The following is a 23,446-nucleotide window of genomic DNA, read 5'->3' as shown; positions in this document are numbered from 1 at the left end:
TTTCATATTCTATGTTTCCAACAAGTTAATGACACATCAAAAATTATTTAAAGTTTAAATTCATTAAGTATTAAAAGAAAAAATGGAGGTGGCATATGAGGTTTTGGAACCCTGCTGCTTTTTTCATAAGCTTAATGATGAGTATGATAATGGCAATAATTTTTGGAATGTTTGTTCCCTATCTTTTAAATATTCCAGGGCTTGAATGGGATTTATGTCTGATTTTATGGCCTGTCAGATGGGTAACTGCATATTTACTTATAAATATTGTAATCTATCCAATCGGTTTTGGATTAGCAGAACTGGTATTCCATTTCAATCCTGACCGTGATGGCATGGGTCTTTGGAATCCTGCAGCATTTTTCATAAGCTTAATGATGAGCTTTATAATGGCTTTGATATTTGGCCTTACAATGGGAATGTCAGTGGAATGGTTATTTTATTTATGGCCTGTCAGATGGGTAACTGCATATTTACTTATAAATATTGTAATCTATCCAATCGGTTTTGGACTTGCAAAAAAAGTTTTTGGATTTGACCCAATGGCAGAAAATACTTAAAAACTTTTTTTTATTTAGTTATTTTTTCAATTCAGCTAAATTCTCTTTTAGCAGTTTATAGATATTTTCTGCACCGATGATATCATCATCACTGACTTTCCAGCTTGAAGGGTACAATATGAACGGTTTGGATTGGTCTCCACCGGCTCCACCATGGCTTCCAACCAATTCCTCAAATGCACATACCTCATCAGCTTCCTCATCATAGAAACTGTTAACCAGTATGTCTGGCGCATGTTCAAATGAGCTTGTTCTTTTTAGATGTCTGACTATATTGTCTCCAAATCCTTCAAGAGGATTTTCACCGTCAATCTCACCACTGTCAAGATAATATGTTCCATTTTTACCCATGGCAATGTCCCCATGTTCCCGGGATTTTACCAGAATAAAACCGACATATTCATTGTTTATGAGGCCAGGTATCAGTTCAGGGAAATAAGTGTTGAGTTCCTCATATGTTAGTCTTTGATTCCATTGTGTCAAATAAATCATTGCAAGATTGCCTGAAGCCAGCACGATGACTTCAGAGTCACTTAATTCTTCTTGTTCTTTTTCTTCTTTTTTTATTTTTTTCTCGTCTCTTGAAAATGGAGAAGACCCCGCAAAGTGGTCTTCATCAGAACTCAGTTTTGCAAACACAGTCATATCTTCCGGAAGCAATGATTTAACAAAGTCCTCAAAGGTTTGACCATATCGCTGGGTGAATGTGGCTCCGTTAGTCTGACCGTGGTCTGATTGAATCACGAATTGATAGTCCCTAGGACAATACTTGTTTGCATCAATCAAGTGCTTGATTTGCTTGTCCATTTGCCTTAAGGCAATCCATGCGTCGCTGTCCCTGACTCCGGAGTGGTGCGCTATTTCATCATAACCTAAGTATGTTGAGTATGCAACATCAACATCCCCAACCATCATATCTCCAATTAATGTGGAAGTGTTGATTTCCCTCATAAATACATTTGTAGTGGCCCTTGTTGGAATGTACATTATTCCGCGCCTTATTCTTGGCCTGACATTTTTTATTGAATGTGTGATTTGTGACCAGATTTCACGTACAATGTCTGCAAGAAACAGGGCGATTATACGTGCAAAATAACTTGGATTGGAAAATACTGAGTACCATGCCTTATTGTACAGTTTCTTAAAGTCCATTATCTTACTGAATGTAAATATCACATTATCAGTATCTCCAGAGAACAGATTGGATCTGCTTGCCCCGTTATCCGCCAGCAATCCATCCCCATTTGAAATCCTTGCCTCTAATTCAGGCACTTTTGTGATTCCGGAACATTGCATCATCTGATTGCCGTTGCTTTTTTCAATCCATCTGAATGCAACAATGCCTTCGTTGTTGCCATGAAGAATTCCTGCCTGGCTGGCACCGGTTTGGGAAGACAGATCAGTTTCCCACATTCGAAGATTGTAATCGTTGCTTTCAATCATTTCTTTCATAGTGGGCATGTCTCCCCTTTCGACTGCTTCACATAAGACTTTATAGGCAAGCCCGTCAATTTCAACAATTATCACTCCAGGATAATTTTTGACTTCACTTTTTCTTTTCTTTTCCGCATCATTTAAAACGGCCCTATAATACGAACTGTCATCCTCAATTGTTATCAATGAAGACAGTATGGTTGTAACGGCGGCCATTCCCAATGGGGCGAGAATCAGTGCGGCGCCTTTAATTTCTATCCCAAACATAGGCGCAAAAATCTGAAGCAGAACTCCATTCAGAATCAATGTTCCCACACCGAATGTTAAAATTAGAAACGGCATAGCTATTCTTGTTAAAATAGGCCATAATATTGCATTAACTAAACTGATGAATATCACTAAAAGCATTATGTCTCCGGATTGGCTGATTTCAACTCCCAATCCTAAAAAACTTATCAAATATAATCCTATGATGTTTCCAATAAATACAATTAAGCTTCTTTTCAAGCTTCTTTTTGGGGTTTGTTTTTCCTTAAAAATTTCCATAATGCCCATATCCTTTATCTTAATATGTGCAAGAATGCCTCGACTTCTTTAAGTCGGGAGTGAATTGCACAAATATTGAAGGTGCAGTGAAAATAATTCTTTTCAAATGCTCTTACTAATGTTATATCTGTATTAATATTTTTAATTTTTTATTTTAATCAATAATAATAAATACTGAAAACGAGAAATAGTTATACTGTAAAGAGCATTTTACTTTTTAAGTTTTAACATTTTCACTTGAAAAAGTGAAAAAAATAATTTTTAGGAGGAGAAAGCATGGAATCAAATAAAATCGCCGGAATATTATCAATAATATTAGGATTAATTTTCATAATTTTCCCTATTATTAGCACAGGATTAGTATCCATCATGATTGGGCTAAGTTTAGTATTCTTAGGTATAGCATCACTATTTTCTGGATTTTCAGCATTTAATGTTGTTATTGGAATTCTTGCCATTATATTTGGATTATTATTTATATTCAACCTTGATGCATTGTCATTCCTGTTAGGAATACAATTCTATATCATTGGAATTATAATAGTTTTATTAGGTATTGCAGGTCTGCTTTCAGGAGACGGCGCATCAAAAATTCTTTCAATATTTATAATAATTTTGGGTATTGTGCCGTTCATCCTTGGAGCATTGTCACTAACTACTCCGTTATTTGCAGCAATACTAATAGGCGTAGCTTTAATCGTTGAAGGCGTAAGTTTATACATCGCAAAATAAACATTAAGCAATCTTTTGATTGCTTTTATTTTTTTAACCTTTTTTCGAATACAAACCTAATACATTAAAAATAGTAAAAAGTAGTATATGGTTTAGAATTTTTCTAAAATCCTAGCATATACAGCTTTTAAATCATCATCTGATTTTTCATAAATTCGTTTTAGAATTAGTTCGGGTGTACTTTTTGCGAGGAAATTCATTTTAGGAGTCCTATCTACAATCAGATTATAATTTTCGTCTAATCCTTTTGCTTCAATACCATCTACACGAATATTAGTGTAGTTCATCAATTCCCTGGCCATATGAGTGACAATAACACCATAAGAGTTTGATTCTTTAATCATATCAATGAATGTGGATATGATTTTAACGGCTGCATCAAGTTCAGTGATTCCTTCAAGTTCATCTAATAATACTAACTTTTCACTATTTGTGGTGACGATTGGTATGAAAACGTTTAAAAATGATTCGAATGCACCTGCATCAAGTGATCTTTTCTTGGAGAAATGATAAATTTCATCAAATAATTTTATCTCTGCGGTATCCGCACTTACAGGTAGGCCCATCTGAGCCATAAGTGATATTTGTGTTAAGGTTTCAAGAAGTGTTGTTTTTCCACCGCTGTTTGCTCCGGTTAATAAAGCAATGTTTTCATCTTTTGTGAGTTGATAGTCTACTTTCTGAATATCCTCCTTATCCTTTTTAAGCGCTAACTCTAAGTGCAATGCACCATTTAATTTAATTTCCTCATTAAATTCGGGTCTGCATAAATCATATTCATATGCAAAACTTCCTAGGCTAAATTCATAATCGAATTTAATGACATCTTCAACTTCTTTTATTGCCTTGTCCTTAATGGAGTTTAGTTCAATGGCCGCACTTTTTTTGATATCGAAAATGTCGTTTTCTTTTTTCGAGGATTGTTCTAGGGTCACCCTTTGTATTTCTGTTTCATCAATTTGGATTGGATATGTTCGAAGATATGGGTCAAAACTTAACCCTGTTTTTTCACGAATAATTTCTTTTCTTTTATTGATAATTTCATCAAATATTTTACTAATCTTTGGAGGAAAGTTGTTGTTTAATAGGTTGAGAATTTCATCTCCTTCAAGATCAACATGTTTTATAGAGTTTTCCAATTCCTCATCCATCTCATCTTTAAGGGAAAAGACAAGTTTCTCAATATCAACTTCTCTTTTATCGATGATATTCAACTCATTGATTATGGGAATGATTTCCCCAAGAACACTTTCTTTATTTCTGATTTTTTGTATCTCATGAACTTTTGAGAATAGCTCTTTATTTTGAATAAAGAAGTTTATGATTATCTCAGGAACAATTTCATAATCGTTTTCCTCAATGTTAATCATAATCAGGTTAGGCATTCCTTCAAAATCAAGCATTCCCTGAGAATAAACATAAAATACTAAATCATAATTCATCATTTCTTCTTTAAGTAACGGAGAATCGGTAGCGGTAATGATGGGATAATATTGATTTAAACCCAAATCGGTAAGGTAGGAATTGTCCTCATCACTTTCAACAATGATTGCTTTGCTCGGATCATATTCCGGTTTTGCCTCTTCAACTTCCTTCAGATTTTTCATAAGGCCTCTCAACTTGATTATAGGAAGTTGTGAGACATGCTCTTTCGCATTCATTACAAAATCAAGTCTTGAATTTATCTTATCGATATCTTTTGATGGAGAAAGCAGCAATATCCTATTTTTGGAATATGATGTATTTGAATAAGCCAAAATCTTATTTATGATGTCGTCATAAAGCTCCATCGCCCTATCGCTTTTTATAAATTCATATTCGGGATTGTTCAAAAGCTGATTCATTATCTCAATAGCTTTTCTCTGACTTATTCCTTCGATATTTGCTATTTTTTCAACATCCACATTATCAACAATCTTTTGAAGTTCCTCTTCTCCTCCAACGCTGTTGATTATCTTTTCAGAGATTTTATCCCCTACTCCTTTAATGTTTTGCAATGTCATTTTTTCTCCGCACATATTTACCAAACCCTTTTTGTAAATATAGTCTATATATCAATATATATTCGATTTTTGCGAGAGCATTTGAAAAGTATTATTAAAAATTAGCAAGGGTATTTTTAGGACTGTATTTTTCAAGTTCCTTTTTGTCAATAGTTCCGTTCAAAGCTTTTTTATAAATATCGACCACTCTATAGTATTCATCGTCTTTATATCTTCCATCTATTGAGAAGTTAGAAAATCCAATGTTTTTCAGGTGATTGATTTCTGTGAGTAATGAAAGTTCGCTGTCATCGAATATGATCAGTTCATCACCTGAAATGCTTTTATGAATCGGATGCCTATTGCTTTTGCTATCGATTAGATAATTCCTATAATCCTTTTTACTTTCATTTCCATATAATATCGGATATCTGGTCTTCATCAGTTCAACTGATCCTTGAACCAACATTTCAACCTTATTCGGATTTTTGGCATAGGTTATAATGTCTTCATAGTCCTTTTTCCTCAATTCCGGTGAGATGGTCACTAATCTATAGTTTTCAAGACTGTTTATGCTTTCATTGTTTGTGATGTTCATTGAATACGGACCATACTCTCCATTAAAATCAGCACTCATGATTGGAAGAGAGCAGTGCATCCGGTTCAAGATTCCCCGTACTTTATTCAGTGATTTAATCAACTTGTCATGAGCGATGTCAGGCCATTTCCAGATCAGTTCATAGTCTTTATCAGATGATATCTCAACGGATTTTTTAATAAAATCAATCATGTAACTGAGATTGTATTTTTCATCTTTAAGGATTATTAATGAATCATCCGCAGGAGGAATCTCCAGATAGACCCTTCTAACCCCATCAAGGTTTTCCAGATGTTTTAAATTGTTTGTATAAAATGAAATGTTTGCTGCAGTCTCTTTTGAGGCATTTTCAGTTTTATTCAATATGATCTTTTTGTATTCATGTCTGTAAAAGGCATTAACTTCATTTTCCAATTTTTCAAATAGGTTCCTTCTAAGAGCATTGATCTTGCTGATTGGAATGAATAGTGTTCCATCATAGTTAACGTTGATTTGAGTAATTTGGTAAGGGTATTTGTCCCGTTTGGATAATTGTTTTTTGATTGTTTCTGCACTCACACTTTTTTTAAGAGGCTTTTCAAAAGGAGTATCTCCCATCACCTCCGTTTTAATTTCCCTATGATTTGCAAGTGTCAGCCTGGCCTTAAGGACGGGTAGCTTATTTTTCAATGAAAAAGTCAATATCAATTTTGATTTGACGTAACTTGAACCCTTATTTTCAATTTCCTTTACCTGTTTAGCCAGTCTGTTTCTTTTTGTCAGATACACGTCAGATTCATTTAAATCGAAATCGGATTTCCTGTTTTGCCATACTTTTTTAACAATCAAAACTTTATTTTCACGGGTTAAATCCTTAACCGGCTTATTCTTGCCCTTATTGAAATGGTTTAGCGTCGTTATGAGGGGGTCATGGGATATTTCAAAACCATAGTCCCTGTCATTTTTCACCATCAACAGTCCGTCTCCCCTTTCAGGAATTGTTTTCAGTGAATCATTCAGGCGTATTGCAAGTTGGTTTTTGCCGCCGCTGATTACGCGACCTATCCTTAAGCCAATGTGTCCTGCACGTATGCTTCTTTTGGAGGCATTTAAAAACTGCCCTTCACTAAAACCCCTATTGAACACTAATTTTATTTCTTCTGATGTGGTTTTCTTCCCGCTTTTTAGCCTGTTCAATGCTTTTCGGTAGTTGCTTACAACAATGGCCAGATATTCTTTCGACCTCATTCTGCCTTCAATCTTGATGCATCGAATATTCAACTCGGAGATTTCCCTTAAATGATCAAATAAGCTTAAATCGCATGGAGAGAGATAGTAATCCTGTTTTTTTATTCCCTCAATCCTATATTTCTGACGGCAAGGTTGGGCGCATGCGCCTCGGTTTCCACTTCTGCCTCCCTTGAAACTGCTCATCAGGCACTGTCCAGAATAGGAATAGCATAATGCTCCATGGACAAATATTTCAAGCTCCATATCAGTTTTGAGATTTTCAATTTCTTCTTTTCTCATTTCACGTGGAAGAACAACCCTCTTAATGCCTTTGCTTTCAAGCCAATCCAATTTCATTTGGTTTTCACAGGTCATCTGCGTTGAAGCATGGATGTTTAAATCGGGCAAATGTTCATTAATCAAATCAACAAGTCCGATGTCCTGCACAAGAACTGCGTCAACGCCGATTGCATATAGTTTGGATAGATAGTTTATAACATTTTCAAGTTCCGATTCTTTAATTAGCGTATTGACGGTAACGTAAACCTTGACATTATGCATGTGGGCGGTGTTTACGGCTTCCTCTATTTCTTCCAATGTGAAGTTTTCGGCAAACTTCCTTGCGCCATAGTTCTTTCCGGATAAATAGACGGAACTGGCCCCTGCATTGATTGCCACTTTCAAATGGTCCATTGATCCGACCGGAGCAAGCAGTTCAGGAATTCTCATGCAACCTTCCCTCAATATAATTGCCTTTATTGATGTAGGATTGTGAGAAATCCATAATCTGGTATTTGTATTTGGTCAATTCCTCTTGGTCCTTGTTTTTAAGACTTTCATTATAAATTGATAAGATTTGTGAAGTGTATTTCTCATTGGAGTATCTGCAGTCCAGAATCAGTGAATCAAGGCCGAATTCCTTTATCTCATTAATCTCTTCAATCAGACACAAACAATCCTTGTTTATGATGTGGCTTTGCCTGTTGTAGTCGAAAAATATTTTGTATTTGAATTTTTTCCTTTTTTTATCTTCTAAAGTCGCATAATCAGCATCATTTGAGATGATGAAGTCTTTTCCATCGTTCAAATTGGTGAAATCATCTTTGCTTACAATAACCTCCAGGTTTCCATTGACAATCATTTCAAGGTCAATGTTTCGGTCATGATTTCTTTTCACCACTTCTTTAATCTCTTCGCCAGAAAGCTCCGAGGACAATATCAGTGATTTGAATCCGGATGCATTCAAGTTATGCACACAGAAACTGTTCCACACGTTCAGGTTATGATTTCCATGTATTGAACAGTCAAATATCTCATTCATTGCAGGATAATCTCCCATTACGGAAATAATGATTCCTTCGTCCTGCAGTTCCTTAACTATTTCGTTGCATCTGACGGCATCCTCTTCGGATATGAATGATGACAATACCCATACGAACTCTGTAGGTGCAGCCATCAGACTGCCTTTCTTTAAAGTTTCCTTAATGTTTTCAAAGTAATCTTCAGGATTGTTGTAATGGCAGTTCCCGTCAAAATAGATTCGTTTCAAATCAAAACCTGAGGCGGCCTTGATTTGCGCTATGTCATCAATGAAAATGGATAATTTAGGAGTTTTCTTCTTGATTTTGCCGGGATTTTTTTCATAATCTTCGAAAAACTTGGTCAAATCCTTGCGGACAGCTTTAACGGATTTTTTGGTAGGAGTGTAATGTTTCAACAGCAAATCGGTTGCCGTGTCTAGGATTTCACGCCTGATTTGGTTAATCTCACCGATAGGTATGAAAATGTCTTGGGGCATGTTGTTAAAGCGGATATTCTCTATATAAAACGGTGTGCCGCCTGTCTTTTTCAATTGCTGTTCAATGACTTCTTCACTCACCGGCTTGTTTTTGGCCTTTTCGAATTTATCCAATGTCTTGTGCCTGAAATTGATCAGTTCGCCATCCAAATGATATTCGACTTTGGTAAACAGGTTCAGCTTATCATCCCAGGTAAGGGACAGATTAATCCCCACATTGCTTTTAATTGTCTCCTTTTCGAATTGTTTCAGATAATCGTGAGTTGATTTTGAATAGCTGATAAACACTTCGGTTCCGACTTTGACAAGACGGGTGGTGTCAATGATGATTTCGTTTTCATCCTGCTTGATGATGTTTTCCAGATATATTCCTTTGATTTTCCCGTTGTATTTAAAGGCGATTCCGTCTCCCGGTTCTAAAATGACTGGAATCTCCTTGTTCTTAATCTCAATCGTTACATTGGTGTCTTCAATATTGACGATGTCTCCGATGTAGAGTCCTTCATGGCCGGAATGGCCTCTGCCCATGACATCTCCCGGTTTGTCCCCCATCATGTATCCGTTGGTGAACTGTCTGTTGAAAACAAGGTGTAGGTCTTTTTTATAGTCCTCAACTGGCTTCCCGTCGATGATGTTTCTGTAGCTGTTTACGATGGTTCCGATGTAATCGCCGGATTTCATTCTGCCTTCAAGTTTCAATGATTTGACTCCCGCTTCCCCAATCTCTTTCAGATTATTGTAGGTTGCAAGGTCGTGTGTTGATAGGAGATATCCGTTTCCGATATTGTATCCTCTGTATTTCAAGCGGTATTCCCGTCTGCAGGGCTGTGCGCAGGCTCCTCTGTTGCCGCTCCTGCCGCTGTTGTATGAGGACATGTAACATTTTCCGCTTACACAGTAACATAGTGCTCCATGGCCGAATACTTCAATGTCCATGTCAATGTTGTCCTTTTCAAGCTGTTCTGTGGTCTGTTTAATCTGTTCTATGCTGACCTCCCTTGGAAGGACAACCCTTTTGATGTTGTTTTTGGCGGCCCATTTGATTGAGGAATAGTTATTCAAACCCATTTGGGTTGACGCATGAACCTCCAAATCAGGAATGAATGTCTTTAAAAGCCAGATTAGACCAAAATCCTGCACGATAACAGCATCCACTCCAATCTGGTATAATTTGAATAAGTAATTCAGGACATCAACAATCTCAAAATTGTTAACCAATGTATTGACGGTCACATGGATTTTGGCGCCGTTCAGATGAGCGTAGTTCACAGCTTTTTCAATCTCCTCGAAGCTGAAGTTTTTTGCATATGCTCTTGCACCATATTTGTGTCCTGCAATGTAAACGGCATTGGCACCTGCATTAACTGCAATTGTCAACACTTCAGGTGAGCCTGCCGGTGCTAGTAACTCTTCTAAAACCATTTTCTAATTACACCTTTATTTGATTTATACATTCTACTTTTTGTAATTAATTATATATTAAATTAAAACATATTCTATGTTATGTACATAGTATTTGAAGGAATTGATGGTGCTGGAAAATCCACCCAAATCAGAATGTTGAAGGAATGGCTGGAGGCCAATGGGTTCAGGGTTGAAACATTGGTAGAGCCAACAGATTCTGAAGTCGGCAAACTCATTCGCAAGATTCTGCAAAGGCCTGATGCCCAATCAGATAATGTCCAAAGGACTTTGGGTCTTCTTTTTGCGGCAGACAGAATGCTGATTATGGATAAACTGGATGATGAATCCAAAATCATAATTTCAGACAGGTCATTTATTTCTTCAATGGCTTACCAGGAACCTGCAGAATGGATTGAGGTTTTAAATAGGTATGCCAAAAAACCGGATTTATTGATTCTGCTTGATTTGGATGTTAAAAAGTCCGTTTCAAGGACTTCCGGAAAGGACACCTTTGAAAATGAGCAATTCTTAACTGGCGTTAAGGAGAATTACCTAAAAATAGTTAAGAATTATGAACATCAAATCATTGATGCAAATAATGGAGTAAATAAAGTCTCATCAGATATCAAGAAAGCTGTAGCTCCATACCTTGGAATTTGTCCTGATTGCATAATGTGAATCACGAAACATGATTCACATAGGGATTATGGGTTAGTTTCATAATCCAATTTCTTTTTGCTTCTATTTTGGAAAAATTTGATTATGATAGGAACGATTATCATGATATAAATAGGGAATATCATATAACCCAGAAATTTGCCGACTTCAGGTATGCAGCAATTTTTAAGGATGGGATAGATAACAGTTAAAATAATTTCATAACCGATAAATCCTGCGATGAATCTCATAATTTTGGATTCCAAATTTCCGTCACTTGTGAATTTTATAAATCTGCGTTCTATAATCCATGAAAGAGATATTCCTATTCCCAAACCTGCATCCTTGAATGCATCAAGCATCATTTCAGCGGGGTCGACAATTAATTTTCCTGCAGCATCATAATCCATAGGATAAGATTTTGTCACTGCATAAACCATAAGCAAAATTGAAATAAGAATCCCTGCACCAGCTATGATCAAATCCATATTCGGATTATCCCCATATTTGTCGAATACCTTTCTGATGATAATCAATATAATTAAAGAAGATATTATTGCGCAGATTACATCAGCAGGAGTATGCACTCCTAAATAGCAACGGCTGAAACAAACAAGCAGAAAACAAATGATTAAAAGTATTTTCAACCCTTTACGAATGTTTCCATATAATGCGCCGCCTCCAAATAATGTGGTTGCTGCTGTTGAATGGCCACGTGAAGGAATAGCCTAAATCATCCATAGCCTCGTCTACCGGATGCACCTGTGAATTGAGTATCCATGGACGATACTGACATACTCCAATTTTCAAAAATCCATTGAATAAACGACTGAAATTAAATGAAACCAATAAGAATTCACCTAATTTTTTGTCTATGCACCAATAGACAATTGCAAATAGAAATAATACATTTCTCAAATCCGTTAAGTACGCGCACGTTAAGAAAAAGGTATCGAAAATACCTCCAGTAGCTTCACGTAAAAATTGTAAAAATAATAAAATTGAAATTCCTAAAATAAATATCACCTTAATGTAGAGTATTTATCAAAATACTCATTTAAAAAGGTTTATTCTAAAAAATGGAATATTATGATAAATTTAAAAAAAGATAAATGAGATTAGATTATTTTTTTAATTCTTCTAATCTTTCACGAATGGCATTTTCAAGGAATTCTCTTGTTTTAACAAGTTCCTCATATTCTCCAATAATTTTAGGGCCGAATTCAGTTTGTTCCAATTTGATGTCGAATTTTTCGAAAGCATGTGCAAGCATTTGTTCTCCAACACCATTTGGTATGCCCATTTCATATTCTTCTTTTTCTTCAGCCATTTAATCCTCCTCCATATATTCTCTTACTGGCGCAAAGAATTCAATTAAGAAATCCTTGATTCCATTTTTCAAATCCATTGGATGTAATTCTCCATCACTAAAGTCTTTGATTAACTCATCATGAGTAAGTTCAATGTCTCCACCGAACTTTTCAGGCCTTTTGATAAGTAAAGTATCTTGATTTGGGAAAACAAATGTTTCAGCTATTTCAATCATAGGATTTCCGTCAATTTCCCCTTGAGGGCAGAAACTTTTCTTGATTTTTTTGGTGATTTCCTCAACGCTGTCATCCACTGCAATGTAGTTTCCTTTACTGGAACTCATTTTAGCATCACCGTCAAGACCATGCAGTAATGGGGTGTGAATACAGACAGGTACATTTTCTCCAATTTTTTCCAAGTTTTCACGTGCCAACATTTGGATTTTCCTTTGTTCCATTCCTCCAAGAGCCACATCAACTTCAAGAGCAGCCATGTCAACGGTCTGCATGATAGGATATATTACGCTGGCCACTTTCGGATTGTCATCTGCACGGCTTACCTGATCCATACTTCTTCTTGCCCTTTTTAGAGTTGTCATTGTAGCTAACTGATAAACTTTATTGGTATAATCAGGGTCTAATTGGAATGATGAGCCGAGAATGTATTCTGTTGTTTCATCAAGACCCAGAGCCTCGAAACATTTCTTGTTATACTCTGCAGTTTCGGAAATTTCTTCAATAGTTCCTTTACCATTTAAAAATGCATGATAATCTGCTAAAAGGATTTTAATTTTAAAACCTAACTTCTGTAATTGTTTTAATTTCTGTACGGTTACAGCATGACCCAAATGGATTTTACCAGAAGGTTCATAACCGGTATAAGCTATAGGTTGCTCTTTTTCGAGCACTTCTTTTAATTCTTCAGTATCTATAACTTCCAAGGTTCCTTCTTCAATTAATTGAATTTTTTCTTCAATATTCATTTTATCACTTAAATCAATAAATAAATGTTATTTTCAATTCTGATAAGTTTTATTTCATCCCCAACATTTAGATCTTCGTATCTTTCGTCCATATCTAAATCCACGGCCGAATAGTCAATCGGGTCTAAAATCTGTAAAAACTGCGGAGATTTTGAAATGATTGTTGTGGTTTCTATTTCGGAGGACTTTTTAACAAGTTCAATGTTCTCCATGTTCTTCATAGGAATGTTATGCTTTTTATCTGCAGAAATCTCCACTCCCACAACGCTATTTTTTCCTATGCTTGTTACTTTTATTATTTTGCCTTCATATCTTATAAAATCGTCAATTTCAAATTCGGGAATTCTGAGTGAAATCCAAATTCTGTACAATCCCTTTCCTGTAGATTTGTCTTCGCTGATAAGTCTTGGGGATTCCTTTATAATTCCTCCGAACTCTTCCTTTAAGTTTTCAGCAACTTTCTTTCCAGTTTTAAAGGAGCCGATGTAATAGTCATATCCCTCTTTTAGTTTGGCAATTTGAGGGCAATATGCTAATTTATCATTGCTTGATTGCTTTATCAAGGTTCTTTCAACAATCTCGTCGGCTTTAGCATATTCTTCATTTTTTATTTCCCTTGAATCTGCTCTAAACTGAATCACGGTTTCATAATAACCTGATTGTATTTTGCTGCATGTCGGACAAACGGTTTTTAGGATTTTCACTTCACAGTCATGTGTCTCCTCGATTCTGGTTCCGCGAACTTCCCCTGTTGCCTCAACATAACAGTCAGCTATTGTGCCTTTAATCTGTTCAATTTCAAGGTTGATAATCTCATTTTCAACTTCGTCAGCTATTTCAATGTTTCTTTCGAGTGCTCTGTAGATGATTTCTTCTTCAGGAATATTCTCTTCACTCCATTTCCCTTCTTCAAGCTTGCTATTGCAGTGGCTGCAGATTTGAATTTCAATACGTTCTGGCAATGTTATAAGTTGAAATTCTTTTAAAAAACAGTCTATGCATATGTCGCCAACCATTTTTTTATCTGTACTTCCGCACTCTGGACAAAACATTGTATCGGTAAAAAATAAGTAAAAAAGTAGAATTATAATGATTTTAAAGGTGCTGTTGCACCGCATGCAGCACATTTAAGCAAGAATATTCTACCTTCTCTGATAATTCTTGTATCCGGTCTGTTACATTCGTGACAAATAACGTATTTGTCCACATAATCTTCAATTCTTTCATTAATCAGGTAATGTGTGAATTTACCTTGTAGAATTGCTCTTTGACCTTCTATATTTCCTGCAGTACCTAACTCTCTCATTAAGAATTTTAATAAATGTTGAGGGTCTCTGTTCAAACCTTCTGCAACGTCTTTAAAATTTTTAATAAATGTTCTATTACCTTGGATATCTGAATAAGCTTTAGGAATTTTGAATCTTTTGTGTTCAAATACTTCAGGAGGTAATTGGTCTATTGCTCTTTCTAATAAATCTTCGTATTTATCCATAATTATCTCTCCTTATTAAAACTAGTATAAGTATAATAAATTAAATATGATTTTAATCATTTATTAATGTATTGTTAATTAGGGGCATTTAGATAATTTCCAATGATTAAAATTAAAAGTGAAAATTAAGCTATTCTGAAGTAGCCGGTAGTTGGTTGATAAATAACTCCTTTTTGAACAAGATTTCTTACAATTTGTTCAGTTTTGTCTTCACTTACACCGTACTTTTCACTCATATTTGAAATCAATACATTTAACGGAGCATCGCCTGCAAATTCTTCTTGGAGAAGTTTTATCTCTTCAGTCACTCTTTGGATTTTGTCTCTGTCGGATTTTGGAGTTCCTCCGCTCACAATATCCGCATCAATCTGACCGGTTTCAGGGTCAACACCCACATCCTTAAGACAGAACATTGTTAATTTAACCGCTTTTTCAGCGTCTTCTTTTTCAACTTTATCCTTAAGTTTGATTTTTGCGCTGGCTTCTGCCAAACGAATGATAGCTTCTAATTGCCTTGCAGTAATGGTAACAGGGCCTTGCTCTTCAGGATTGCTGTTCCTTGTGCTGACATAAAACTCTTTTAAGACCTGATTGGCTTCATCTGTCAGATGAGGGTTGACATTTTTACGCGCATAAGCGATGTATTTTCTAAGTAATTCAGGTTCAATTTCATAGTCAACGGCATTCTCTTTATGCATTTTTAAAATGTGGTCTGCCAATTCCGAATCCTTTTCCCTGCTTGGTTTGTCTTCAATAACGAAAATCAAATCAAAACGTGAAATAATCGGAGCAGGCAAATCAATTTGTTCTGCAAGTACTTTGAACCTGTCAAATCTTCCAAATTTAGGGTTTGCAGCTGCAAGAACAGAACATCTTGAGTTCAATGTTGCCATAATTCCTGCTTTTGCGATACTTACGGTCTGTTGTTCTAATGCCTCGTGAAGTGCCGAACGGTCTTCAGACCTCATCTTGTCAAGTTCGTCAACACACACGTTTCCCTGATCCCCAAGAACTAAAGCACCTGCCTCAAGAGACCATCCGCCAAGCTCATCCCTGACCGCTGCGGCAGTCAAACCGGCACCACTTGTACCTTTACCACTTGTATAGATACTTCTTGGAGCCAGTCTTGAAACGTATTTCAATATCTGGGATTTACCGATACCAGGGTCTCCGACAATCAGAATGTGAATGTCTCCTCTCAATTTGGTTTCATCTTCGAGTTGTTTGGCGGCACCTCCAAATAGCTGGAGTGCAATCGCTTCCTTAACTTCTCTGTATCCTTTAATTGATGGAGCAGTTGATTTAATAATTTTTTCGTAAATATGAGGGTCCTGTGACAATTCAATAATCTTTTCTTCATCTTCCTCGGAAAGATGCAACTCTTCAAATTCCTGTTCCAAAGGTTCAATGTGATTGACATATATGTAGTTTTTGAATTTGCCGCTTCTTTCTTCCCTGAATGTTCTTAAAGTGCCGGTGATTCTTACCTTGTCTCCGGGATTCAGTTTATCAACCAGATCGTCTTCAAGAATCATCAGCATCTGTTTAGGTTCACTTCCTCCGGACAAATTCTCTAAAGGTTCCTGCATTCTTGCGGTCTGGGTGTCAATGTATTTTGATTCTTCCTGAAGCAGCCTAAAAGATCTTCCGCCACATTCGCTACATAAAGAAGGTTCGATTATGTTATTTCCAGATGTCTGTTCGACCTCATGCAATCTCATGCATCCTCTACATTCAAAAACACCAGTTTCAATACGAGGCCTAATTTCATCTGTTTTCCTTACAATTCCGTCTGCAGAAACGAATGTTCCTATATACTTACTTAAAAGCTCTTTGAGAGGCACTAAGTTAGTCAAGTTTTCAAAACGGATATTGATGTCAGCATCTTTCACTAGGGGGTCAATGTTTTTTATTGCGATTTGGGCAGCTCCAATAACCTCTTCAGGCTTTTCGATTAATAAATCTGCCAAATCCGGATCAAACATCTCTAATGATTGGTAATTTACAGTAAGTGATCGCTCATCAGGATATCTTTCAAGTATTTTGAATACATCGTCCTTATATGATGTTGCAAAAAATTCTTCAAATTTTGCGGTTGATGTTTGTGTTTTATTAGTAGAGTTCATTATCATAATATTATATTTTCATACTTTAAAAAATCTTGCATATGTGTGTCAAAAAGTAACATTAATATAGTAATATCCATAAATTAATAACTAATAAATTTAATTGATTGAGGGTAATATGAGAAAATCCAGATTACGTTTATTCAAATCTACTTCTATGTTAATTTCCGTTCTTGGAATTATCATGATAATATCCACAATTATTGTAGTAGCTTATGTAGGATACAGCATTGTTTCTACAGGAATTACTAATGAAATATCTTCAGGCACACAATATGATGAGCTTGCAGAGCTGAAAGCGGAATATAATAATTTGTCTGTCAAGTTCGACGGCATAAAACCTTCATATTATGCGGGTGATGCTGATGATATTAAAGTTTACAATGATGCTAAATTGGAGCTGACAAGGGCAAATTCGGCCATTGAAAATGTTCAAAGTGCTCTTGATGCAAATAAGCCATCCAATGAAGTGGATAGTAGAATCAGTTATGCTAAAGAAAAGCTTGATATCGCTAATCAGGCATACAATAATCTTTAATCATTTTCTTTTTCTATTTTTTTTATAAGGCATATATTCTAAGCCCACAACATACATTTCAGAGCTTTTTTTACGTGATGATGGAGGTTTGGTAGTTCGCACATGTCTGAATTTGTTTTTAAGAGAGTCCAGCATGTTTTTATATTCAGGGCCTTGAAATACTTTCATGACAAGATTGCCTTTTTCTTCAAGGATATTTTCAGCTATTTCAATTACCACATTCACCAAATCAATTGACCTAAGCTGGTCAATGTTTTTAATGCCGCAAAGGGAAGGGGACGCATCGGACATAATCACCTTTGCCTTTCCGCCAATCAGTTCCATAATTTTTTCCTGAACTTCGGGGGTTGTAAAGTCGCCCCTGATTCCAAAATAGTTCTCTTCATGGAATTTTTTGAATCTGTTCAAATCAACGCCAACGACGATTCCTTCCTCTCCAACCTTTTCCAGAGCGACCTGTGACCATCCGCCCGGGGCGGCACCAAGGTCAACAACGGTGTCGCCTTCTTTTATGAGTTTATATTTTTTATCGAGCTGTTTTAATTTATAGGATGCTCTTGAGCGGTATTCCTCTTTTTTAGCTCTTTTGTAATAAGGGTCATTATGCTTTTCCATTTGCCATTTGCTTCCCATTTCAATCCCTCGGATATTGGTCAAAATCAAGTGCGCTACATACTGGTGAGCCGATTTTTACAATTTCGACATCCACTTCCTTATTGTTGATTTCAAGCAGCATAACTGTCCTATCGGCAAGTCTCGGCACAATCGGACTGCCGGGATTCAGGAGTAAAACGCCGTCTTTCTGTTCTATTTTGGGTTGGTGTGAATGTCCTGAAACCAATATGTCGACATCCAATTCCTTTGCCAGATATAATAACTGGTCGCTGTCGGCTCTCGGATAAACTTCTCCATGTATGACTCCAATTTTCAGACCTTCGGTTTCTATAATTTTTGCTTTAGGGAGGTTAATTCCATTCGCCCTGTCCATATTCCCCTGAACCGCAATTACCGGAGCCAGTGTTTCAAGCTCGTCAATAACTTTTGGAGAAGTCAGATCTCCTGCATGAATTATCAGTTCAACATTGCTGAATGCTTCAATAACCTTTTGCGGTATTATTCTTGCTCTATCAGGTATGTGGGTGTCTGAAATTAAACCAATTAACATTTTTTTCAATCCTTAATTATTCAAGTTATATTTTGTTTATCATTACTTTTAAAACTAATTATAAAACTATATAAATTGATAAAAACAAAGTATATATATCATTCTTTTAGGAGAAGATAAAATGGGCGAAGTTAAAAAGGAAGATATTTTAGATATTTTGGCCGGTTATGACAAAAGCGAAATCACAATAGCCACTCTCGGAAGCCACACTTCTTTACATATTTTGCAAGGTGCAAAGGCTGAAGGATTCAGAACAGCTATTGTCTGTCAAAAAGGAAGAGAAATTCCATATCAAAGATTCGATGTTGCCGACGAATACATCATCGTTGATGAATTCAAAGACATTGTTAATGAAGATGTTCAACAAAAACTTAGGGATATGAACGCAATTGTTGTTCCTCATGGGTCTTTTGTTGCATATGCTGGTCTGGACAATGTTGAAGACAAATTCAATGTTCCAATGTTCGGAAACAGGGATGTGCTCAGATGGGAAGCTGAAAGAGATAAGGAAAGAGCATTGCTGGTTGAAGGTGATGTAAGAATACCATTCAAATATAATGACCCTTCAGAAATCGACCGTCCTGTAATGGTTAAATTCCCAGGTGCAAGAGGAGGAAGAGGTTACTTTGTAGCATCCTCTACCGAAGAATTTGACGCAAAAATAGACGCTATGAAAGCTCGTGGATGGTTAGATGACAGTGATGTGGAAGCAGCTCACATTGAAGAATATGTATCCGGATGTAATTATTGTATCCACTATTTCTACTCAGCACTTGACGATAAGGTTGAATTGATGGGTATGGATACAAGATATGAATCAAGTATCGATGGTTTTGTAAGAATGCCTGCAAAAGACCAATTGGACATTGATTTAAGTCCTTCTTATGTTGTAACTGGTAACCACCCTGCTGTTATTCGTGAATCATTACTTCCACAAGTGTTTGACATTGCAGATAAATTAACTGAAAGTGCTAAAAAATTAGTTGCTCCAGGATTAAACGGTCCATTCTGTATGCAAACCTTAGTAAATGATAATCTAGAAGTAATCTGTTTCGAAATCAGTGCAAGAACTGACGGTGGTACAAACACATTTATGGATGGTTCTCCTTACTCATACTTAACATATGGCAAACCAATGAGTATGGGTAGAAGAATCGCTCTTGAAATCAAGAGAGGTATAGAAAGAGATGAATTAGAAAAAATAATAACATAAATCTGTTATTATTTTTTATTTTTCTTTTTATTTTTACCGATTTTCTGTTTTTTTTCGTATTCTTCCAATGCTTTAACACGACTTCTTTTTGTCCATGCTCCAACCAGACCAACAAAAGCACCAACTGCAAGAATCAATATTGTCAATGCCATAATTCCGTCTTCGGTAAGGAAAAACCCTTCAAATGTTCCCATATATCCCTGGAATGTTAAGACAATGATCGGTGTTGATGCGATTGCACCTGCGATTGTTCCAAGTTTTATATTGTCCTGGCCATATCCGGCATATAAAAGTCCTATTGCTGAAAATGGATAAAACCAGTCCCAGAATTGATATCCAAATAATATAAATGCTCCGGCTATTGCCGCACCAAATATTAAAGCTTTAAAATTTACATTTGTGAATTTTCTCATTTTATATCTCCAAAAATCTTAATCTTTGGAAGCTATTGCTCCCCCTATGGCTCCGGTAATTCCCATGACAATTGCATAGTAAATCAATGATTCAACAATTTTAACCAGGCTTCCAATTCCGGAGAGAGTAAATCCTGTCAGGCCTCCGAAGATGCCTAAAAAGCCGCCTCCAAAAGTTGCAACTAAAATGAATAATATTGCAGTTACAATTGTGCCTAGGGTTCCTGCAAGCGCAGCATTCCATAAGCCTCCTAAAGCTCCTGAACGGGCAATGTATCCTACAATAAACCCTATTATCAGCAATCCGATAAAGTCATAGGGGGCAAAAAACGCTTTTACCATTATTGTAAGTATGAAACCCAATATCACTGCACTCCATTTGGCCATAATATCACTTTTAATATAATATATTATATTTTATGGTATATTTAATTATTAGGGAATTTTGTAAACAATTATAATTTAAGTTTAAATTTTTCTAAAAATTTTTGCCAGTTGACTATTTGTTAATAGATGTCTTTTAATTTGTCTTTGATCTGGTCAAGTATTGCCTGATGCATCCTTTTTGTAAATTCTCCTTTATCATTCTGATTCAGGACATCCAGATAACCCTGTGAAACCAAATTAAATGCAAAAGGACTTGGAATTACAGTGTTGATTGTTTTTATTTCCATTTCGCCACTGTCTACCATGTTAATAATTTTCAAAGCATTCTTTATGTCCATATAGTCTTCCATGGCTTCTCTTCTTGACTCCTTTAAGATTGGGAAGTCCTCATCCATATCCTGAACGAACTTAAGCAATATCTTTCCCCGCACCTGTTGGCGGCCGACGGATTTTGACTCTCCCTTATATCTTCTGAGCGTCATCAATGACCTTCCGGCGCAGTGTCTGAAACGGGAAGCCAGTGTTTCGGTTTTGTTGAGGGAATTTGATAGAATAACCTCAAAATTTTCTGGAGTCAATTGTTTAAAGGATTCCAAACCTCCGATTGTACCGTCGGAGCTTAAATAAAAACCGTTATCTGAAATGGATATTGTAACATTGGTGTTGTACCTTTGCGCAACTACATAGGCAACCGCACGTGACAGGGCGTCATTGACTTTTCTGCCGAATAATGAATGGAATATTACGAATTTCCTTCCTCCAAATCCTTTATAGTATTCGATAAGCAGACAACGGTTGGAAGGGATTTTTGCATATTTGTATTGCTCAACAAAGTATTCGTATATGGAATTGGCTGCAAAGTCATCGACATATAAATAGTCATAGATAAACTCCATGATCTCTTCTTTGCTTCGTCTGTACTCAAATCTGGTTTCCATATGTGACCTGAACTTCTGTATGTCCATTGCAAGGTCAAATGATAATGGAAGCTGCTGTGAAAACCATGAGGGAATTGTTGGAGGTCCGCTTGCTGGGGTCACATTGATTGTCATTCCTTTGCCGTAATTGAATCGGTAGGTTCTGCCTCCCAAAACGAAAGTGTCTCCCTTTTTCAACCTTTCCATGAATGATTCTTCGATTTTCCCCACTGTTTCTCCATCACATTTCACAAGAACTCCTGATGAGTCAGGTATTGTTCCTATGTTTGTTGAATAAAGCATTCTTGCTAATTTGCCTCTTTTTCCGAAGGTATTTTCATCATAATCAATCCAGATTTTTGCATAAACGTAACGCTCTTCAAGTTCCGGATATTCCCCGGCCATATAACTTAGGACATCTTCGTAATCGTCCCGTGTGAGGTCTTTATAGCAATAGCTCTTTCTAATAACGTCATATGCATAATCGATATCCCATTTGTTTTCTATGCTCATTCCATAGATATGTTGTGCCAGAACATCTAAACAGTTTGTAGGTATGGTGATTTTATCGATTCTTCCTTCTTTTGCATTTTTCAATAGAACGGAACATTCAACCAAATCGTCACGGTCTGTAACTATGATTCGCCCCTTTGATTTTTCATGCAATTTGTGTCCGCTTCTACCAATCCTTTGAAGGGCTCTTGCAACAGATTTCGGAGAGTTAATCAGCACCACCAAATCGATATATCCAATATCTATTCCCAATTCCAGTGATGTTGATGAAACAACTGCCTTCAATTTTCCTTCTTTCAGTTTGTTTTCCGTTTCCAATCGAACTTCTTTTGACAGTGAGGAATGATGGGCCATTATATTGGAATCATTATAGTTCATAGGATACATTTTCTTCAAATTATAAACAAATCTCTCGGTTCCACTACGGGTATTTGTAAAGATTAATGTGGTTTTATTCTCTTGAATCAGGTCATCCAGTAAATCATACATCCCTAATCGGGTGTCCTCTTCATCAGCAAGGACAATGTCGCTTACAGGACACATCACTTCCATATCCAGTTCCTTTAAGTAGTTTATGTTGACTATTTTACAGTTTCTCTCGACTCCATATTCGTAACCTACCAGAAAACGGGCAACTTCCTCAATGGGGCTGACAGTTGCAGACAGTCCAATTCTTGTGTATTGTCCTATCAGATGTTGCAGTCTCTCCAGGGATAAACTTAAATGTACTCCTCTTTTGTTTTCAGCCAATGAATGTATTTCGTCAACAATAACATATTTTACATGGCTTAACTTTTCCCGGAATTTCGGAGCAACGAGCAGAATCGATAATGTTTCAGGTGTTGTAATCAGTATGTGGGGAGGTGTTTTAAGCATCTTCTGCCTTTGATATTGTGTTGTGTCTCCTGTTCTAACGGCTTTTCTGATTCCAAGTTTTTTTCCGGCAATTTTTTCTATTCCTTCCAATGGCTCGTCTAAATTTTTCTCAATATCATTATCCAATGCCTTCAGGGGAGATATATAAATGCAATAGACTTTATCCTCCAATTCATCTTTCTCAGCAAGTGCTGTCAATTCACTGATGACGGATAAAAATGCGGTTAAGGTTTTACCGGAACCTGTAGGTGATGATATCAGTATATTGTTCTTTTTGTGAATGTCAATAATTGATTTTTTCTGAGCAGGGGTGAAATCCTCAAATTGTGAGTCAAACCATTGCCTAACCCATGGATGAAGGGTTTTGAAAATCTCTTTTTTCGAATAACCTTTTGTCTGCTCTTCAATCATTGTTTATGCCTCAACTTTATTTTATTAATTTTTATTTAATTTTTATTAAATTTAATGGTTAATATGATAATTTTCAATAATTATTTTTTCATAATTTAATCTATTAAAAATCTATCTTTTAGTCAATTGAATAATGTTGTCTAATATTTTTTACAATATTCTTATAAATATTCAAAATTTTA

At 36.1% G+C, this 23,446-nt stretch carries 20 protein-coding genes; 5 read left to right on the top strand and 15 right to left on the bottom strand.

Annotated features, from left to right (window positions below; genetic code table 11):
• Window positions 1-95: 95 nt before the first annotated feature.
• Window positions 96-560 carry a hypothetical protein gene (locus tag IJF99_RS07810; RefSeq protein ID WP_292793884.1) on the top strand — a complete coding sequence of 155 codons (465 nt, stop codon included), beginning with the start codon at window positions 96-98 and terminating at the stop codon, window positions 558-560.
• A gap of 18 nt (window positions 561-578) precedes the next feature.
• On the opposite strand, the gene IJF99_RS07805 is transcribed toward IJF99_RS07810, so the two are convergent.
• Window positions 579-2,540, bottom strand: a complete 1,962-nt coding sequence (locus IJF99_RS07805; RefSeq protein ID WP_292793883.1) for a phage holin family protein — start codon at window positions 2,538-2,540, stop codon at window positions 579-581.
• A 276-nt stretch (window positions 2,541-2,816) separates the two neighbouring features.
• Between IJF99_RS07805 and IJF99_RS07800 the strand changes: the two genes are divergently transcribed.
• On the top strand, window positions 2,817-3,272 hold the full coding sequence (locus IJF99_RS07800; RefSeq protein ID WP_292793881.1) for a DUF308 domain-containing protein: 456 nt from the start codon (window positions 2,817-2,819) through the stop codon (window positions 3,270-3,272).
• 92 nt (window positions 3,273-3,364) lie between these two features.
• On the opposite strand, the gene IJF99_RS07795 is transcribed toward IJF99_RS07800, so the two are convergent.
• Genes IJF99_RS07795 through IJF99_RS07785 form a run of 3 tightly spaced genes read right to left on the bottom strand, consistent with a single transcriptional unit; the run spans window position 3,365 to window position 10,281 of the window.
• Window positions 3,365-5,314, bottom strand: coding sequence for an endonuclease MutS2 (locus IJF99_RS07795; protein ID WP_292793889.1), 1,950 nt, complete (start codon window positions 5,312-5,314; stop codon window positions 3,365-3,367).
• A 55-nt stretch (window positions 5,315-5,369) separates the two neighbouring features.
• Complete coding sequence (locus IJF99_RS07790; RefSeq protein WP_292793880.1) at window positions 5,370-7,790, bottom strand: U32 family peptidase; 2,421 nt, start codon at window positions 7,788-7,790, stop codon at window positions 5,370-5,372.
• Window positions 7,777-10,281 (bottom strand): U32 family peptidase, encoded by a 2,505-nt coding sequence (locus IJF99_RS07785; protein WP_292793878.1) that lies wholly within the window; start codon window positions 10,279-10,281, stop codon window positions 7,777-7,779. The genes IJF99_RS07790 and IJF99_RS07785 overlap by 14 nt, the downstream gene beginning before the upstream one ends.
• A gap of 81 nt (window positions 10,282-10,362) precedes the next feature.
• Here IJF99_RS07785 and tmk point away from each other — a divergent pair, with 81 nt between their 5' ends.
• On the top strand, window positions 10,363-10,941 hold the full coding sequence (gene tmk, locus IJF99_RS07780) for a dTMP kinase (RefSeq protein WP_292793876.1): 579 nt from the start codon (window positions 10,363-10,365) through the stop codon (window positions 10,939-10,941).
• A gap of 26 nt (window positions 10,942-10,967) precedes the next feature.
• Here the strand turns inward: tmk and IJF99_RS07775 are convergent, their stop codons facing one another.
• The 6 genes from IJF99_RS07775 to IJF99_RS07750 form a co-directional block, all read right to left on the bottom strand.
• Window positions 10,968-11,579 carry a phosphatase PAP2 family protein gene (locus tag IJF99_RS07775; RefSeq protein ID WP_292793888.1) on the bottom strand — a complete coding sequence of 204 codons (612 nt, stop codon included), beginning with the start codon at window positions 11,577-11,579 and terminating at the stop codon, window positions 10,968-10,970.
• Window positions 11,580-12,043: 464 nt separating this feature from the next.
• Window positions 12,044-12,250 carry a hypothetical protein gene (locus IJF99_RS07770; protein WP_292793874.1) on the bottom strand — a complete coding sequence of 69 codons (207 nt, stop codon included), beginning with the start codon at window positions 12,248-12,250 and terminating at the stop codon, window positions 12,044-12,046.
• Window positions 12,251-13,213, bottom strand: a complete 963-nt coding sequence (locus IJF99_RS07765; RefSeq protein ID WP_292793872.1) for a tyrosine--tRNA ligase — start codon at window positions 13,211-13,213, stop codon at window positions 12,251-12,253.
• Window positions 13,214-13,221: 8 nt separating this feature from the next.
• The gene (locus IJF99_RS07760) at window positions 13,222-14,265 is read right to left on the bottom strand and encodes an NMD3-related protein (protein ID WP_292793870.1); all 1,044 of its coding nucleotides are present in this window, start codon (window positions 14,263-14,265) and stop codon (window positions 13,222-13,224) included.
• 32 nt (window positions 14,266-14,297) lie between these two features.
• A complete protein-coding gene (locus tag IJF99_RS07755; protein WP_067040760.1) occupies window positions 14,298-14,705 on the bottom strand; it encodes a translation initiation factor IF-2 subunit beta in 408 nt (135 codons plus the stop codon).
• Between the two features lie 125 nt (window positions 14,706-14,830).
• On the bottom strand, window positions 14,831-16,831 hold the full coding sequence (locus tag IJF99_RS07750; RefSeq protein ID WP_292793868.1) for a minichromosome maintenance protein MCM: 2,001 nt from the start codon (window positions 16,829-16,831) through the stop codon (window positions 14,831-14,833).
• Window positions 16,832-16,949: 118 nt separating this feature from the next.
• Here IJF99_RS07750 and IJF99_RS07745 point away from each other — a divergent pair, with 118 nt between their 5' ends.
• Window positions 16,950-17,369, top strand: a complete 420-nt coding sequence (locus IJF99_RS07745; RefSeq protein WP_292793866.1) for a hypothetical protein — start codon at window positions 16,950-16,952, stop codon at window positions 17,367-17,369.
• On the opposite strand, the gene IJF99_RS07740 is transcribed toward IJF99_RS07745, so the two are convergent.
• Window positions 17,370-18,002, bottom strand: a complete 633-nt coding sequence (locus IJF99_RS07740) for an SAM-dependent methyltransferase (RefSeq protein ID WP_292793864.1) — start codon at window positions 18,000-18,002, stop codon at window positions 17,370-17,372.
• 1 nt (window position 18,003) lies between these two features.
• On the bottom strand, window positions 18,004-18,543 hold the full coding sequence (locus IJF99_RS07735) for a metallophosphoesterase (protein WP_292793862.1): 540 nt from the start codon (window positions 18,541-18,543) through the stop codon (window positions 18,004-18,006).
• 112 nt (window positions 18,544-18,655) lie between these two features.
• On the opposite strand from IJF99_RS07735, the gene IJF99_RS07730 reads away from it, so the two are divergent.
• A complete protein-coding gene (locus IJF99_RS07730; protein WP_292793860.1) occupies window positions 18,656-19,747 on the top strand; it encodes a formate--phosphoribosylaminoimidazolecarboxamide ligase in 1,092 nt (363 codons plus the stop codon).
• Between the two features lie 8 nt (window positions 19,748-19,755).
• Here IJF99_RS07730 and IJF99_RS07725 read toward each other — a convergent pair whose 3' ends face one another.
• The 3 genes from IJF99_RS07725 to IJF99_RS07715 form a co-directional block, all read right to left on the bottom strand.
• Entirely contained in the window at window positions 19,756-20,160 is a 405-nt protein-coding gene (locus IJF99_RS07725; RefSeq protein ID WP_292793858.1) for a hypothetical protein, read from the bottom strand.
• Window positions 20,161-20,178: 18 nt separating this feature from the next.
• Window positions 20,179-20,547, bottom strand: a complete 369-nt coding sequence (locus IJF99_RS07720) for a DUF5518 domain-containing protein (protein ID WP_292793856.1) — start codon at window positions 20,545-20,547, stop codon at window positions 20,179-20,181.
• 119 nt (window positions 20,548-20,666) lie between these two features.
• Complete coding sequence (locus tag IJF99_RS07715) at window positions 20,667-23,264, bottom strand: ATP-dependent helicase (RefSeq protein WP_292793854.1); 2,598 nt, start codon at window positions 23,262-23,264, stop codon at window positions 20,667-20,669.
• Between the last annotated feature and the right edge of the window lie 182 nt (window positions 23,265-23,446).

The sequence above is a fragment of the Methanobrevibacter sp. genome, from assembly GCF_017406825.1.
Classification (GTDB): domain Archaea; phylum Methanobacteriota; class Methanobacteria; order Methanobacteriales; family Methanobacteriaceae; genus Methanocatella.
This window is presented reverse-complemented; position numbering and strand designations above follow the sequence as displayed.

Coding starts and splice junctions, on each gene's coding strand:
- IJF99_RS07755 (WP_067040760.1), bottom strand. CDS start 14,705: ATGGATAAATACGAAGATTTATTAGAAAGAGCAATAGACCAATTACCT.
- IJF99_RS07765 (WP_292793872.1), bottom strand. CDS start 13,213: ATGAATATTGAAGAAAAAATTCAATTAATTGAAGAAGGAACCTTGGAA.
- IJF99_RS07785 (WP_292793878.1), bottom strand. CDS start 10,281: ATGGTTTTAGAAGAGTTACTAGCACCGGCAGGCTCACCTGAAGTGTTG.
- IJF99_RS07750 (WP_292793868.1), bottom strand. CDS start 16,831: ATGAACTCTACTAATAAAACACAAACATCAACCGCAAAATTTGAAGAA.
- tmk (WP_292793876.1), top strand. CDS start 10,363: ATGTACATAGTATTTGAAGGAATTGATGGTGCTGGAAAATCCACCCAA.
- IJF99_RS07810 (WP_292793884.1), top strand. CDS start 96: ATGAGGTTTTGGAACCCTGCTGCTTTTTTCATAAGCTTAATGATGAGT.
- IJF99_RS07805 (WP_292793883.1), bottom strand. CDS start 2,540: ATGGAAATTTTTAAGGAAAAACAAACCCCAAAAAGAAGCTTGAAAAGA.
- IJF99_RS07725 (WP_292793858.1), bottom strand. CDS start 20,160: ATGAGAAAATTCACAAATGTAAATTTTAAAGCTTTAATATTTGGTGCG.
- IJF99_RS07715 (WP_292793854.1), bottom strand. CDS start 23,264: ATGATTGAAGAGCAGACAAAAGGTTATTCGAAAAAAGAGATTTTCAAA.
- IJF99_RS07745 (WP_292793866.1), top strand. CDS start 16,950: ATGAGAAAATCCAGATTACGTTTATTCAAATCTACTTCTATGTTAATT.
- IJF99_RS07770 (WP_292793874.1), bottom strand. CDS start 12,250: ATGGCTGAAGAAAAAGAAGAATATGAAATGGGCATACCAAATGGTGTT.
- IJF99_RS07740 (WP_292793864.1), bottom strand. CDS start 18,002: ATGGGAAGCAAATGGCAAATGGAAAAGCATAATGACCCTTATTACAAA.
- IJF99_RS07760 (WP_292793870.1), bottom strand. CDS start 14,265: ATGTTTTGTCCAGAGTGCGGAAGTACAGATAAAAAAATGGTTGGCGAC.
- IJF99_RS07720 (WP_292793856.1), bottom strand. CDS start 20,547: ATGGCCAAATGGAGTGCAGTGATATTGGGTTTCATACTTACAATAATG.
- IJF99_RS07790 (WP_292793880.1), bottom strand. CDS start 7,790: ATGAGAATTCCTGAACTGCTTGCTCCGGTCGGATCAATGGACCATTTG.
- IJF99_RS07730 (WP_292793860.1), top strand. CDS start 18,656: ATGGGCGAAGTTAAAAAGGAAGATATTTTAGATATTTTGGCCGGTTAT.
- IJF99_RS07800 (WP_292793881.1), top strand. CDS start 2,817: ATGGAATCAAATAAAATCGCCGGAATATTATCAATAATATTAGGATTA.